The 13918-nt window shown below is 43.4% G+C and carries 13 protein-coding genes; 7 read left to right on the top strand and 6 right to left on the bottom strand.

Annotation, left to right across the window (positions count from 1 at the left end; all coding sequences use genetic code 11):
• Positions 1–327 precede the first annotated feature (327 nt).
• Complete coding sequence (locus OFY17_RS03225) at positions 328–1248, bottom strand: lysine exporter LysO family protein (RefSeq protein ID WP_263529261.1); 921 nt, start codon at positions 1246–1248, stop codon at positions 328–330.
• A gap of 218 nt (positions 1249–1466) precedes the next feature.
• Here OFY17_RS03225 and OFY17_RS03220 point away from each other — a divergent pair, with 218 nt between their 5' ends.
• Positions 1467–2837, top strand: a complete 1371-nt coding sequence (locus OFY17_RS03220) for an MATE family efflux transporter (RefSeq protein WP_407659345.1) — start codon at positions 1467–1469, stop codon at positions 2835–2837.
• 3 nt (positions 2838–2840) lie between these two features.
• Here the strand turns inward: OFY17_RS03220 and OFY17_RS03215 are convergent, their stop codons facing one another.
• Positions 2841–4322, bottom strand: coding sequence for a cobyric acid synthase (locus tag OFY17_RS03215; RefSeq protein WP_263529259.1), 1482 nt, complete (start codon positions 4320–4322; stop codon positions 2841–2843).
• Positions 4323–4408: 86 nt separating this feature from the next.
• Between OFY17_RS03215 and cbiB the strand changes: the two genes are divergently transcribed.
• The 6 genes from cbiB (at position 4409) to OFY17_RS03185 (ending at position 8540) form a co-directional block, all read left to right on the top strand.
• A complete protein-coding gene (cbiB, locus tag OFY17_RS03210) occupies positions 4409–5377 on the top strand; it encodes an adenosylcobinamide-phosphate synthase CbiB (protein ID WP_263529258.1) in 969 nt (322 codons plus the stop codon).
• Positions 5362–6459: an aminotransferase class I/II-fold pyridoxal phosphate-dependent enzyme gene (locus OFY17_RS03205; RefSeq protein ID WP_263529257.1), complete on the top strand. Its 1098-nt coding sequence runs from the start codon at positions 5362–5364 to the stop codon at positions 6457–6459. Before cbiB ends, OFY17_RS03205 begins: the two co-directional genes overlap by 16 nt.
• Positions 6456–6974: a bifunctional adenosylcobinamide kinase/adenosylcobinamide-phosphate guanylyltransferase gene (gene cobU, locus OFY17_RS03200; RefSeq protein ID WP_263529256.1), complete on the top strand. Its 519-nt coding sequence runs from the start codon at positions 6456–6458 to the stop codon at positions 6972–6974. Before OFY17_RS03205 ends, cobU begins: the two co-directional genes overlap by 4 nt.
• Before the next feature lie 45 nt (positions 6975–7019).
• On the top strand, positions 7020–7517 hold the full coding sequence (gpt, locus tag OFY17_RS03195) for a xanthine phosphoribosyltransferase (RefSeq protein WP_263529255.1): 498 nt from the start codon (positions 7020–7022) through the stop codon (positions 7515–7517).
• A gap of 243 nt (positions 7518–7760) precedes the next feature.
• On the top strand, positions 7761–8168 hold the full coding sequence (locus tag OFY17_RS03190) for a DUF2914 domain-containing protein (protein ID WP_263529254.1): 408 nt from the start codon (positions 7761–7763) through the stop codon (positions 8166–8168).
• A 150-nt stretch (positions 8169–8318) separates the two neighbouring features.
• A complete protein-coding gene (locus tag OFY17_RS03185; RefSeq protein WP_263529253.1) occupies positions 8319–8540 on the top strand; it encodes a DUF1653 domain-containing protein in 222 nt (73 codons plus the stop codon).
• A gap of 74 nt (positions 8541–8614) precedes the next feature.
• On the opposite strand, the gene OFY17_RS03180 is transcribed toward OFY17_RS03185, so the two are convergent.
• From OFY17_RS03180 to OFY17_RS03165, 4 genes are read right to left on the bottom strand one after another with little or no spacing between them, the layout of a single operon-like run.
• Positions 8615–9214 carry a LysR substrate-binding domain-containing protein gene (locus OFY17_RS03180; protein ID WP_263529517.1) on the bottom strand — a complete coding sequence of 200 codons (600 nt, stop codon included), beginning with the start codon at positions 9212–9214 and terminating at the stop codon, positions 8615–8617.
• Positions 9215–9224: 10 nt separating this feature from the next.
• Complete coding sequence (locus OFY17_RS03175) at positions 9225–9590, bottom strand: LysR family transcriptional regulator (protein WP_263529252.1); 366 nt, start codon at positions 9588–9590, stop codon at positions 9225–9227.
• 59 nt (positions 9591–9649) lie between these two features.
• A complete protein-coding gene (locus tag OFY17_RS03170) occupies positions 9650–12727 on the bottom strand; it encodes an efflux RND transporter permease subunit (protein ID WP_263529251.1) in 3078 nt (1025 codons plus the stop codon).
• Positions 12727–13833, bottom strand: coding sequence for an efflux RND transporter periplasmic adaptor subunit (locus OFY17_RS03165; protein ID WP_263529250.1), 1107 nt, complete (start codon positions 13831–13833; stop codon positions 12727–12729). Before OFY17_RS03165 ends, OFY17_RS03170 begins: the two co-directional genes overlap by 1 nt.
• Positions 13834–13918 lie beyond the last annotated feature (85 nt).

Here is a 13918-nt window from a genome sequence, read left to right as displayed (position 1 = left end):
GAGTGATGTCAGTATTCTGTTCTGGATAAAAAATATATGGGGCACATTAATGAAAAAGCAAGGATATATGCCTTGTGCCTTGCGAAACCAGATCTGTCGGTATCTTTTCTAACATAAGCTTGGTGTCCATTACCAATATTATGTGAGAGTAATAACCAAAGCGACCCCTTCACCTGCACACTTTGTTTGATTTCCAAAAGATAAATAGGTTCCACAAAGCACAACGCATGGAGGAAGATTACTGCGTTGTGTTATGGCTCGACAACGGCTTTTACAAAAGCATTACGCTATTTACAAAGGTCTTTTCGAGTTTACATATTGCTGACGCTAATGAGAAAAACCTAGGAACAAAGGGATGAGAATAGGGACTAAGAGACTCATTATTAAGCCACTTGAAATGCAGATAGGGACAATATCCGCGCCGTGAAACTTACCTAACATAGGTAAAGTAAAATCCATTGCGGTCGCACCAGAAAAGCCGACAGATATGTGGCTACTGATTCTAGAAAGAAAGGGAATCAGCATTAAAATGAGGATTTCACGGCCTAGGTCAAGTAGGAAAGCGGTAGTGCCTAATATTGGGTCACCTAAACCAGTGATAAGAATACCCGATAAACTATACCAGCCGAATCCAGAAACGACGGCTAACCCATGATTCCACTCAAGTTCTAGAATGGAGCAGCCTATAAGCCCTGCAGTTAATGTGGTCGTTATTGCAACTAGGGCAATAATGACTCCCTGAGGGTTTAAGAACAGCTTACGTAATCGATAATTTCCCTGTCTTAGCTGGCATCCAATTAAGAAAAGTAAAAAGTAGAGTAAATAAGTGACTGTGGCGTCTACTTCAGTGAATGTATCTCCGAAGAAAATCCCTATTACAACACCAGCAATAACCCAAGATAATGTCTTGGCTGCCTCAATAAAAACCTGTGCCAGATTATGACTAGATTCTTGCTTGGGGCTATTTGATGTATGTGTCGCTTTGAAACGTAGGCCACTTAGATAAAGGCCTGATAGGTTAAAAAAACTAATTAAGGCGAGAAGTACAATCGCTTGATAACCTGCCACTATCAGTTTTTCTGAGAGATTCTCTAGTGCCCCAAGGCTAAAGCCGATTAAACCTAGAATAAGGTACACAAGGCTCTCTAACCCTTTGGCAACACGTGAGGGCGTAAATATTTTGATGTTAATCCAAAAGCCGAAAAGTAGTGCTGCTAACAAAGGGCCGAGAGTAATCAGAACTGTCATTTTAATCTGTCATCCTAGACATGAAAATAAGCCGCTATTTTCGTTACTTTCCTAAATAAATACAATGAATTAAGAGCTGTTTTCTTTTTAGCCACTGCAATATGAGGAGTGAGGTGTTAAATTACCCACGTCTCTCATCTGAAGACCCAGCTGCTAATACCAGATAGCTGCTGTTCACAATTTAGTGATGTGTAAATTCCCCAACATGAGGTGTGTCCTTGTCTAAGCGTTTCCCTGTTTTAAAAGAGGTATTGCACCTGCTTTTCCCAATGGTTTTGACCATGACACTGGAGCTGTCTATTAGTGTTGTAGACACCATTATGCTTGGACATTACAGCCCATTACATTTAGCCGCCGTTGGTTTAGCCTCTAGCCTTTGGCTGCCTATCGGTTGTTTTTTAATTGGTGTCACTTTTGGGATTACCCCTTTGGTAACGCGCCATTTACATGGCCGACAGTCAAAACTGGTGAACTTATATATGTCCCAAGCGGTTGGGGCATCGCTTATGCTTGGAATACTGGCAAGCTTGCTTGTTTTCTTCTTGCTACCTCATTTCGCTAGCATGATGGCAACAGAAGAAGAGACTAGACGAGTAACGGTAAGCTACTTATCTATCTTTGCCCCTGCCTTGCCTATGCTGGCTTTAATGACGTCTTACAAAAACTTATTCGAAGCTGCAGGTAGACCCGGCTTCCCATTATTTGTTGCCAGTACTGGCCTGACGCTGAATGTAATTTTTAACTATGTTCTTATCTTTGGGCATTTTGGATTCTCTCCTATGGGTGCCGATGGCGCTGCAATAGCTTCTTTGTTGTCACTGTATTTGGCAGTTTTGATGTTTGTCGTGTATGACAGGTTTCTTAATAAGAAACCTTTGTTCACTCGCTTTATATGGCGCTATGGGAAAAAGTTCGGCATTTTGCTAAATGTGGGGGCTCCAGCAGGTTTTGCGTTTGCTTTTGAAGTAGGTTTATTTTCCTCCATGACTTGGCTTATTTCCGCCTTTGGAGATTTAGCATTAGGTGGTGGTCAGATCGTAATGTCTTATACGGCCTTTTTGTTTACGCCTTTGATGGCCATGAGTGCGGTTGCTGCCATTGTTGTCGCCAAAGCCATGTCAAAAGAAGGGGTGGCAGGAGTGAAAAAAAGAGTTCGAGTAATTGTATTGCTGGGGCTTTTTTACGTGACATTATGTTTTGTACTGACGCAAAGCTTTTATCAACAAATCCCATATCTATTTAGTAATAACGCCGACGTTGTCGCCATTGCTGCGAGCATATTACTCATATCTTCTTGGTATCAGTACCCTGATATGCTGCAAACCGTTTTTACGGGTACATTAAGAGGCTTTAGAGACACTAGAACCTCTATGATGGCATTTGCTATATCTCTGTTTGGTCTAAGCATGCCATTAGGCTTCTGGCTGTCTCATTATAGCCCATGGGCTGAAGCATTGACTCTACGAGGTTTCTATATCGGTCTAGGTGCTGGGTTATGCTTGCTCTCTACCATACTGATCTTGCGTTTCCGCTTTCTACTGCGTCGCTATGAAGGCAAGCAAGTTGATCTCACATCAGGTGTGGTTTGATTTTTAGGATGCATTGAAGGTTTTGCATCGAGAAATGAGCTGATTTATATCCATTGCTTGTTCTGTGCTGTCGGCAAGGCGATCTATTTCACTTTCTCGGTATTTATCATAATCAAATGGGCTGGCGTCTTCTGCGCCAGCCCAGTTTAACAACATCTGTAGAGCTTCTGGGTGATCGAATATGCCGTGTAAGTAGGTGCCTATTATCTGCTTGTCTTCGGAGATATAACCTTCTTTTTCACCGCTCTCTAATGTTGCGAAAGCTGTGTGTTGTTCCGAAAAGAGGGATGCGCCAGAGTGAATTTCGTAGCCAGTGAGCTTAGCCTGATCGCCAAAGTTTAATGTCCCACAACGTTGCTTTAGTTGCTTTTGATCCTTTAGCTCGGTTTCCATAGGAATTAAACCAAAGCCAGCCGAGTTGGTGTTGGCTTGTTTGTTTTCTAGTCCTAATGGGTCCAAAAGAGTTTGTCCCAGCATTTGGAAGCCGCCACAAATTCCCATGACTTTGCCACCATACCTTAGATGTTTGTTAAGGTAGCTTTCCCAGCCCTGCCCCCGTAAAAAAGAGAGGTCACTTTGTACGCTTTTACTGCCGGGTAAAATAACTAAATCGGCTGGTGGAATCGGTTCGTTTGCGCCAACTAATAAAACTTGCACATCGGGGTGTAATCTCAGCGCATCCCAGTCCGTGTGGTTACTGGTGCGAGGCATAATAGGAATGACGATTTGCAGTTTAGAGTTTGTGCTCTCTTTGATGGGGCTTTTAGTCACAGCGTCTTCTGACTCGAGATGAAAACCTGTCAGGTAAGGAAGTACACCAAGCACAGGTTTTCCTGTACGTTGCTCTAGCCAATCCAGTCCAGATTGCAGCAAGCTTATGTCACCTCGGAAACGATTAATGACAAAACCAATGACTCTGTCTTGCTCACTTTGACTGAGCAGCTCTAGCGTACCTACAAGGTGTGCGAAGACGCCGCCTTTATCGATATCCGCAATGATAATGACAGGGCAGTCGATGCTTTCAGCAAAGCCCATATTAGCAATGTCTTTTGCACGAAGGTTTATTTCCGCTGGGCTGCCAGCCCCTTCAATGACAATCGCTTCATATTGTTCGGCAAGCTGAGTATAAGAGTCGAGTGCTGCTGTTTTAGCAATACTTTTGTACTCGTGATAGCCCACTGCATTCATATTGCCAACCGCTTGGCCTTGAATGATCACTTGTGCCCCTGTGTCTGTGTTGGGTTTTAAGAGGATAGGGTTCATGTGAACGTTTGGTTCTAACCCTGCAGCATAGGCTTGCACGGCTTGTGCTCGACCAATTTCATCGCCTTCTTTTGTGACTGCGCTATTGAGTGCCATGTTTTGAGGCTTGAAAGGTGCAACGGCTATGCCCCGTCGTGCGAATAGTCGACACAAAGCGGTGGCAAGTGTGCTCTTTCCCGCATCGGATGTGGTGCCTTGTATCATTAAACTAAAAGCTGGCATTCAGGTTCATCACGTTCTTTATCAATAAGGTGATAGAATTCTACCTTACCTCATTGTCTTGTTAAGTGAAAAAATGACGGATAACTATGATCACTGCTATTTTTGAGAGCTTATTTTCTTATTTTTCCAGCACCGCCCTTATTTTATTAGTCGCTTTATTGCTTGATCGAATTTTAGGGGAGCCAAAAAACTGGCATCCACTGATTTGGTTCGGCAGCTGGGTAGATTGGTGTCGACAACGTATGCAGCTTCCTTTGGAATACGATGCCCGTCAACAGAAAACGGCAGGTGTGATCGCTTGGCTTATGGCCGTAGTGCCTTGGGTGTTCCTATTACTAATTCTTTTTTGGCTGTTACCTAGTTGGTTGGGGCATGCGCTTTCGGTTCTTGTCTTGTATTTCACCATAGGCTGGCAAAGCCTTCGAGAGCATGGTCTAGCTATCTTTACGCCGTTATCCAACGCGCCTGTTTCTAATGAGCAATTAGAAGAAGTACGAACGGCTGTAAGTCATATCGTGAGCCGAGATACACATGAGCTAGATGAATCGAATATCGCTAAAGCAGGTATTGAATCGATATTAGAGAATGGCAGTGACGCCATTTTTGCACCGATTTTTTGGTTTGTGTTACTGGGAGTACCCGGTGCACTGTTATATCGACTGGCAAATACATTAGATGCCATGTGGGGCTATAAAACAGACGAGTTTTTACATTTTGGCTGGTTTTCAGCTCGTTTCGATGACGTATTGAATTATTTACCTGCTCGTTTGGTTATTTATAGCTATGCTGCTTGTGGTCATTGGCACAGTGCTGTTCGTAGCGCCAAACAACCATCCGCTCGCTGGAAGAGTCCAAACGCAGGGCCTGTTATGGCGGCAGGGGCAGGAGCTCTTGGGATTGAACTGGGTGGCGAGGCGCCTTACTTCGGTCAAATGGAAACTCGCCCTATATTAGGGGAAGGTGAAAAGCCCTTACCTAAGCACCTGAATGAAGCCATAGTGCTGGTGGATAAAAGTGTATACTTATGGGGGCTTGCCATATGTCTGCTCGTATAGTTTCACCGCTTTTAGAATTAACACCACCTAAACATGGCGGTGACCTTGCCCATTGGCAAAGGGAAGTAGGCGACTCTGCTTTAAATTGGTTAGACCTTTCTTCTGCTTGTAACCGAGAACCTTGGCCGGTTCCACCTATATCTTCTGAATACTGGATGGAGCTGCCTGATCAAGAAGCCCTTTTTTTATCAGCTCAAACTTACTACGGAGAGCGACCGACAGCTATTGGTGCTGGAACCCAACAAATTATTGAGGCCTTGCCATTATGTTTAGCAAACTCGATTTTGTCATCTGGGCGAGTTTTTGTGCCTCGTATTGGTTATCAAGAACACGCTTATGTCTGGCAGAAGTGGGGTTATGAGTTAGCTTATTATGATGTGCTGGAAGACTTACTAGATGCAGACTGGGCGGTTGCTGTGCTTATCCAACCGAATAACCCTACAGGGCGTTGGGCGTCAGACAAGACTTTGCAGAAGCTTCTTAAGCTAGTTCAGGAGCACAAGCGCTTTCTCGTCGTCGATGAGGCCTTTATTGATTCCTGTGCTGAGAGAAGTCTCATACCTACGCTTAGTGAAGAGTCAAAGGTTGTAGGAAAGTGGCCTGAGCAGGTTTTCGTACTACGATCTGTGGGCAAGTTTTTTGGCCTAGCGGGCGCTCGGGTTGGCTTTGTTTTTTGCGCCGATAAATGGCAGAGCAGCCTACAAAACTTAATGGGACCTTGGCCGGTATCTACACCAAGCTTGCATATGGTTTCTCTCGCCTTAGAAGATAAAGGATGGCAAGAGTCAGCGTTAGTGTCTTTACAAAAGAGAAGGGTTTTCTTTGAAGAGCGTGTTATGCCCAAGCTCAATACCATTTTTGATTCCCAAGAGAACGTTATCAATGACCTCTTTATCACTTGGCAGCTAGAAAGTGCTGATTATGCAGCACAAGTGTTTGATATGTTGCATTTGGTGGGAGTGCATGTGCGTTTAGGCACAGACTGGATTCGAGTCGCTTTGCCAGCCATGCATGAAATGGAGTCATTGGATAAAGCTCTGATAAGGCTGTTAAAAGGTGCAGGAGGGCGAGATTTAGCATGAAACATTTGGTTTTAGGTGGCGTGCGTAGCGGAAAAAGCGCTTTTGCTCAGCAAGAGGTAGCTGCGTCAGGAAAAAACGTGAGCTATATTGCCACCTCGCAAATTTTTGATGAAGAAATGGCCAATCGTGTAAAGCTGCATCAAGAGAGTCGCCCAGCAGATTGGAATGTGATTGAAGAACCTCTTGAGCTGGCTAGGGTGTTGAATTCACTCAATGACCCACAACAAGCCGTAATAGTGGAGTGTCTTACCTTATGGCTGACAAACCTACTTTGCTTAGAAGATGAAGCTCGTTTAGAAATAGAGAAAACAGCTTTGCTTGAAGTTGTTTCTCATTTTAAAGGAGATTTAGTTCTAGTCTCCAGTGAAGTTGGCTTAGGAATCATGCCGATGAATTCATTGGCGCGACGTTTTGCTGATGAAGCAGGTTTATTGAACCAAAAGTTAGCAAATTTGACCAATCGGGTAACTTTAGTTGCAGCTGGCCTACCTATGTCGTTAAAATCCACTCTTTAAGAATTAATTCACTTTATATTTTTACTACGGAGCTTAGGAGCATTCATGGTCCCTTATTCAAAAGACTTTCCAGTATCTTGGGAAGAGTTGCATAGAAATGCTCGCGCTTTATCTTGGCGTTTATTAGAACAAGGCCCTTGGAAGGGTATTATTGCCATTACCCGAGGAGGGTTAGTGCCAGCTGCGATACTTTGCCGAGAAATGGACATACGTCTTATCGATACCATTTGTGTCGTCAGCTATAAAGAAGGCGAAGCAGGTCAAGGGGCTATGGCACAAGGCGACTTGAATGTATTAAAAGGCGTGGAAGGTGATGGGGAAGGCTTTATTTTAGTGGATGACCTTGTAGATACGGGTCGAACTGCCGCTAAAGTTAGGGAAATGTTGCCCAAAGCTCATTTTGCTACGATTTACGCTAAACCAGCAGGTAAGCCTCTAGTCGACACCTTTATTACTGAAGTGAGCCAAGACACTTGGATCCGCTTCCCATGGGACATGGAATATACTTTCTCCACCCCTTTGGCAGATCGCCACGAGAAATAAATTTTATCCTACTTTGCGGGTGTTACTTTTTAGAAAATGAGAGATTTTCGTGAATTTTACGAATCTCTCATTTTTTTTATGGACATATTAGACTAACGTTATTAGTTCAATATAATGAGCGCGCTGTATTAACTCGCTAATAATTAATCTCATTTATTGATTAGACATAGACATAAGCAAATATTGATTGGATACAAGCGTAGCTCAGACTTTAAAACCCAAAGACTCAAAAGGATCATCAGTATGTGGCAAGCATTAATCCGAGTTCTCTTTATCGGTTTTTTAACCTTGACGGCAATAACACCTGCGTGGGCGCAAGGCACAGTGGCACGTGCTCAATTTGCAACGGATGTTATAGATCGAGAGCCATTAGAAGAGATTGGCCCGATTGTGAATGTAAAATACGGTGAAATTCAAAGGGTGTATTTTTTTACTGACCTTCGTGATTTTGCTGGTTCTCAGGTTGTCCATCGTTGGAAACTGGATGGTAATATACAGGCCGAAATTGCATTTGATATAGGTGGTAATCGCTGGCGAGTATGGTCTAGTAAGCGCTTACTACCGGGCTTCGATGGTAAGTGGACGGTAGACATTGTTGCCGACGGTTCTGTGGTCGAAAGTCACTCTTTTGATTATGTGGATAATTATTAATCCTTAGGCAGTAAATGCTGTGAGTGGCTACGAGAGTCATAGAGTTATTTCTAAGGTGTATTGAGTTATTAAGAGGGCGAATTTAGATATTTGCCCTTTTTTGTTCTTATACGCTTAGTTCAATGATTAAGAATAAGAAAAGGTACAGATATGAAAAGTGGAGTATACCAACACTATAAAGGTGCAGAGTATTGGGTTGAGCGTGTTGTACAACACAGCGAGACAGAAGAAAGCCTAGTGATATACCAAGCTTTATATGGTGAATTTGGCTGGTGGGCTCGCCCTTTAAACATGTTTAAAGAGTCGGTTGAAATTAATGGTGAAACCATCCCTCGCTTTGAATGGAAGCGAGAAACTCGAGAAAAGACTTAGTTCTATCAATTTCCTATGTGCTCTTTCTTTTTAAAGAGCACACTCCCTACCCTTACCGCTTTTCGCCCCCAACTCTACTTGGGGGAGTGCATCCAAGGGGACTCTCTCATGAAAGCGATAATTTTCTCTCTTAGCCAGCGGTGGGCAAGGTCGTTATTAAAGCGTTCATGCCAGAATATATGGATGGGATGTCGGCCATTGTAATCATCTAGATCTAACACTTCTTTAGGAATGGGCAGCAGCTTTACGGGTGAAATGCTCTCCTCACATTTTACTTTTAAAAAAAGCTCACCAATCGAGCGAGATGCAACTAAAGCCATACCGTTGTTAACGGCTTGCATGGCAACCATTAAGCTGTCCGTTTCTAAGTCAGCTCTAATGTGAAAGCCTTGCTGTTTTAATTTCTGCTCTGTTTTAGCGAAGGTGCTATGTTGACGGTTGGCTTCCATATGATGAGTGACAAGCTTATGAGCAAGTAAATCTTTCAGCATAATTTCATCTTGATGATGCAGCGGGTGAGCTTCTCCTAATACAATACAAGCTTCGGTGTAGCCAATCAGTTTACTGCGGATATTATTTGGTGTGTCATTGACTCTTTTAATGCCTAAATCGACTTTTCCTGCCAGCATTTCTTCAAACTGTGAATCACCCCATGCGGTTAAGGATAGTTGAATATTCGGAGCGTCATTGCTCAGAGTAGCTAGTAAAGGGTAAGTTTTCTAAATCACCCTCATCTACTCGCAACTTAAAACGGCGGCTTAAATTGGCGAGGTCCAAGGAGTCTGGGCTCATCAAATCCGATAGTGAGTGTAGTATTGGTTTTATTTGATCGTGTAACTCAGAGGCTCTTGCGGTGGGGGTTAAACCGTAGGCTTGCCGGGTGAATAGAGAGTCTTTAAATAAATCTCTCAGTCTTTGTAAGCTCTTGCTCAGTGCGGGTTGAGTCACATTTAATTTATCGGCGGCACGAGAAACACTGCCCTCCTCCATAATAGTGGAAAAAGCCACAAGCAATTTGATGTCTAACTTTAGAATGTCGTCTAAATGCAATCTAGATACCTCAAGTAGATAAGAGCCATAACCGTATGAGGCTATGGCTACTCCTATCATTATTCATTAAATGTTTTATGGGAACGATATTTTACGCGGAAGACCAAGGCATAAAATACAGGAACGGCAATAAGGGTTAGTATCGTCGCGAACCCTAATCCGAACGAAATCACCACGGCCATGCCCTCAAAGAAGGCGTCAAACAATAACGGAATCATACCAAGGATGGTGGTAATAGCCGCCATGCAAACAGGCCGTACTCGACTGACGGCAGATTTGAAAATAGCCTCGTATTTTTCGGTGCCTTGTTCAAGCTCGTAGTTGATCTGGTCGGCCAAAACAATCCCATTTTTTACCGTCATACCCGATAAGCTCAAGAAGCCAAGCAGTGCCATGAAGCTGAAAGCTGAGTTCATCACTAATAGGCCAGTGGACACACCGATCAGCGCAAGTGGTACACAGAACCAGATAGTTAATGGCACTCGAACCGAATTGAACAGCAAGATGGTGATGATGAACATAAATAGATAGCCCATTGGCAAGGCACTAAATATATTAGCTTGAGCATCTGTACTACTTTCATATTCTCCCCCCCACTCTAAACTATAGCCGGGAGGTAATTCTATAGCTTCAATAGGACCTCGAACACGAGAGAATACAGCCATAGCCGTTTCGTCCCCAAGAATTTTAGGGTCCGCCATCACTGTAATAGTACGCTTACGATCGCGGCGTTCAATAATAGGGTCTTCCCAGACGGTTTCAAAGCCAGTAACCAAGGTCGATAAAGTGACATATGAGCCAGAAGAAGGGCTGTATACCTGCAAATCACGAATTTGATCTATAGACACTCGCTCGTTTTCCGGAGCCTTTTGAACGATTGGTAAAAGGTCCGTACCTTCGCGATATAAGCCGATCTGTGAGCCTGTGAAGTTAGTGAGCAGTACATCGTCAAGCTCAGCTTTACTGATACCTAAGCGGCGAGCTTGGGCATCGTTAAAGATAGGGCGTAATGTTTTAACTGGCTGACGCCAGTTGTCCTTGATGCTTTCTAAACCGCCATCAGCATGATAAATCTCTTGAATCTGAGCGCTAAACTGACGTAGCTGTTTAGGGTCTGGACCACTAATCCTAGCTTCAATTTTTGAGCCAGTCGCTGGCCCAAGCTGTAAGCGTTGTAGCTTCAGTTCAAGCTCTGGGTATTGTTCCTGCATTTTGTAATACAGGTCTTCCATGAGGCTGGGTATCGACTCCTTGTCTTTGGTGCGAATAATGAATTGGGCATAGCTTGAATTGGCTTGTACCGCATTATAAGTCAGCATAAAGCGCAAAGTGCCTTGCCCAGTGGAAGAGGTGACAAACTCTATGCGTTCATCATTTAATAAGTTTTCTTCTATAGAGGTTACTTTTTTATAGGTTTCATCAATGTGAGTACCTTCCGGCATTTGAACATCCATGTAAAACATAGGTGTTGTCGATGGCGGGAAGAAAGCTTGTTTCACAAACTGGAAAGCCCAGCCTGATGTCACCAGTGCAGCTAGTAACAAGATGACTGTCATCCATCTATAGTGCATCGCTTTATCTAATAACCATTTGTAACCGCTAAATATGAAGCCTTTATAAGGGTCATTAAGGTCTTCATTTTTTTCTGTGGTTACTGTCTCTTTGAAGAACAAATCACAGAAAAAAGGCGTTAAGGTGATAGCAGTTAACCAACTAAGCAGTAAGGAAATTAAGAGCACTTGGAAAAGTGAGCCAACAAACTCGCCAACTGAGTCTGGAGACAAGCCTATTGGTGCAAAAGCCGTAATCGCAATAACGGTAGCGCCTAATAAAGGCCACTTTGTTTGTTTCACTACCGCACTGGCTGCCTGTAGTTTGCTCATACCTCTTTGCATGCCAATCAGCACACCTTCGGTAACGACGATCGCATTATCCACCAACATTCCTAAGGCTATAATTAACCCTCCTAAAGAAATGCGTTGCAGATTGATTTTGAAGTAATCCATGACGATGAAAGTACCCAGAATCGTCAATAACAAAATAAGGCCGATCAAAATACCTGAGCGAACGCCCATGAATACCAAGAGTACAAGAATTACTATGGCCACAGCTGCGGCTAAGTTGAGGATAAAGTCCGATACAGATCGATCTACTTCTTTAGATTGGAAGTAGATAGGCTCCATATTCATACCAATGGGCTGCTGGTATTGAAGTTCTTCGATGCGCTGCTCTAAAACTTTTCCTACTTTGACAACATTGACGCCCTTCGAGAAAGAAATCCCTAAAAGTAGCGACTGAGCACCGTTGAAATTGACTAGATGAGAGTTCGGCTCAGCATACTCACGTTTGATCGTCGCAACGTCTTTTAAGCGAATTAAATTGCCTTCAATCGGTGTACCAACAATTAAGTTCTCTAACTCGGATATGTCTTGGAACTCACCTGTAGGACTAATACGAATGTATTCGCTACCCACCTTTACGCGCCCTGCATTCGAGACCGAGTTTTGATTTGATAATAGAGAAGATAGCTGGTTAGGGCTAATTCCCATATTAGCGAGCCGCGCACGGGAAATTTCAATGGTGATTTGCTCACTTTGTTCCGCTGCCACGGTGACTTTTGCAATACCATCAACTAGGACTAATTCACGCTTCACCAAGTCCACATAGGTTTCCAAGTCTTTATAAGGGTAACCCTCGCCGTTGATGGCAAGCATAACCCCATACACATCACCGAAGTCATCTAAAACATAGGGGGAGCCAACGCCAGATGGGAATGATCCAGAAAGATCACGAATCTTCTTACGCACTTCGTCCCAAATTTGTTTCAGCTCTTGAGCACGGTAAGTGTCTTTGATGGTTAGCTGAATTTTGGAGTAACCAGCTTTAGAGGTGGAGGTGATTTTATCCACATAAGGAAGATTTTGTAGTTCCAGCTCAATAGGGTAGGTGACTTCCTCTTCTACTTGCTCAGGTGATGCTCCTGGGTAGTAAGTAATTACTAATGAGTCTTTTATTGTAAATTCAGGGTCTTCGAGTTGACCTAGATTAGTAAAAGCTATGACACCGCCAATCAATAAGATAAGCGTTACCATCCAGCTGGTTACTTTGCGTTTTATGAAATAAGCTGCGATATCCATTATAAGCCTCGCTCACGTGTCCAAGGGCGCACTTTCATTGACTCTGTGAGGCTGTGCACGCCAGCAGCAACCACTTTATCGCCAACACTAAGGCCAGTAAGGATTTCAATGTGGTTACCCTCTAATCCACCTAAGCTAACTTCTCGAGTTGCAACGGAACCAGATGTTTCGTCATAGACCCACACCACACTTTTTGATTCTCCCGTAGACGTATCTTCATAGCGCATTACAGCACTGGTTGGGACAACAAAATGTTGCTCAGTACGAGTCAGTTGGTTCAAGTCTATGTCCACATTGGCAGTCATGCCGGGTAACAGGGTATGGCTCGAATTGTTTTCACGTACCAAACTTAGCATAACCTTGTAGGCTTGGGTGTTTGGGTCTGCTGTGGTGTGGTGCTCTTTGTAGGTGCCGTAGAGCAAGTCTTCTGGTGCTACATCAATAGAAACAGGCGCTCTGTAATCGGATGCACTTGAGCGAATATTCACGATCAAATTTTCTGGTATTTGAAACTCTACTTCTAGTTGATCGATATTTTGTATGTGCATAAGTGGTTGAGTAGCACCAACATATTGAAAATTTTCTGTCGCGACTGATGAAATTACACCACTAAAAGGAGCATAGACTTTGCTGTACTTGAGTTGGTTTTGCGCTTGTTCCAAAGCATTGTTCGACTGATCTAAGTTGGCTTTGGCGGTATCGTATTGAGACAAGGTTGCTGCTTTTTGTTTATGCATAGTCTGAATACGCTCAAACTGAGCCGAGTTAAGTTTTTGGCTAGCTTTTGCTAGCTCGACACTCAGTTGGAAGTCCGTAGGGTCTAACTCTGCTAATAGCTCGCCTTTTTTTACACGCTGACCTGGTGTGACATAAATTTTTGCTAATTGACCACCAACACGAAATGCTAAGTCGGCTTCTTCGCTGGCCTTTAATTCTGCAGGGAAACGGCGAATATTTATCACATCACTGGCTTCAATCGTAATAAGTTTTACTGGGCGGATGATTTCTTTTTCAACAACTATTTCATCATCGCTCGGCGAACAACCAGAGATAATAGTCGCGATCGTAATGCCGGCTAACATTGGTAGGTGCATTAGGCGGTTCATTTTGTTCTCCATGAAAATTTGATTAGATGAAATAATTTTATATCTCTTGCGGTCGGATATGAATTTTTAAATATATATTAAAGAT

The organism is Marinomonas sargassi (assembly GCF_025716875.1).
GTDB classification, from domain to species: Bacteria; Pseudomonadota; Gammaproteobacteria; order Pseudomonadales; family Marinomonadaceae; genus Marinomonas; species Marinomonas sargassi.
The sequence above is the reverse complement of the archived record's forward strand: the minus strand, read 5'-3'. Positions and strand labels throughout refer to the sequence as shown.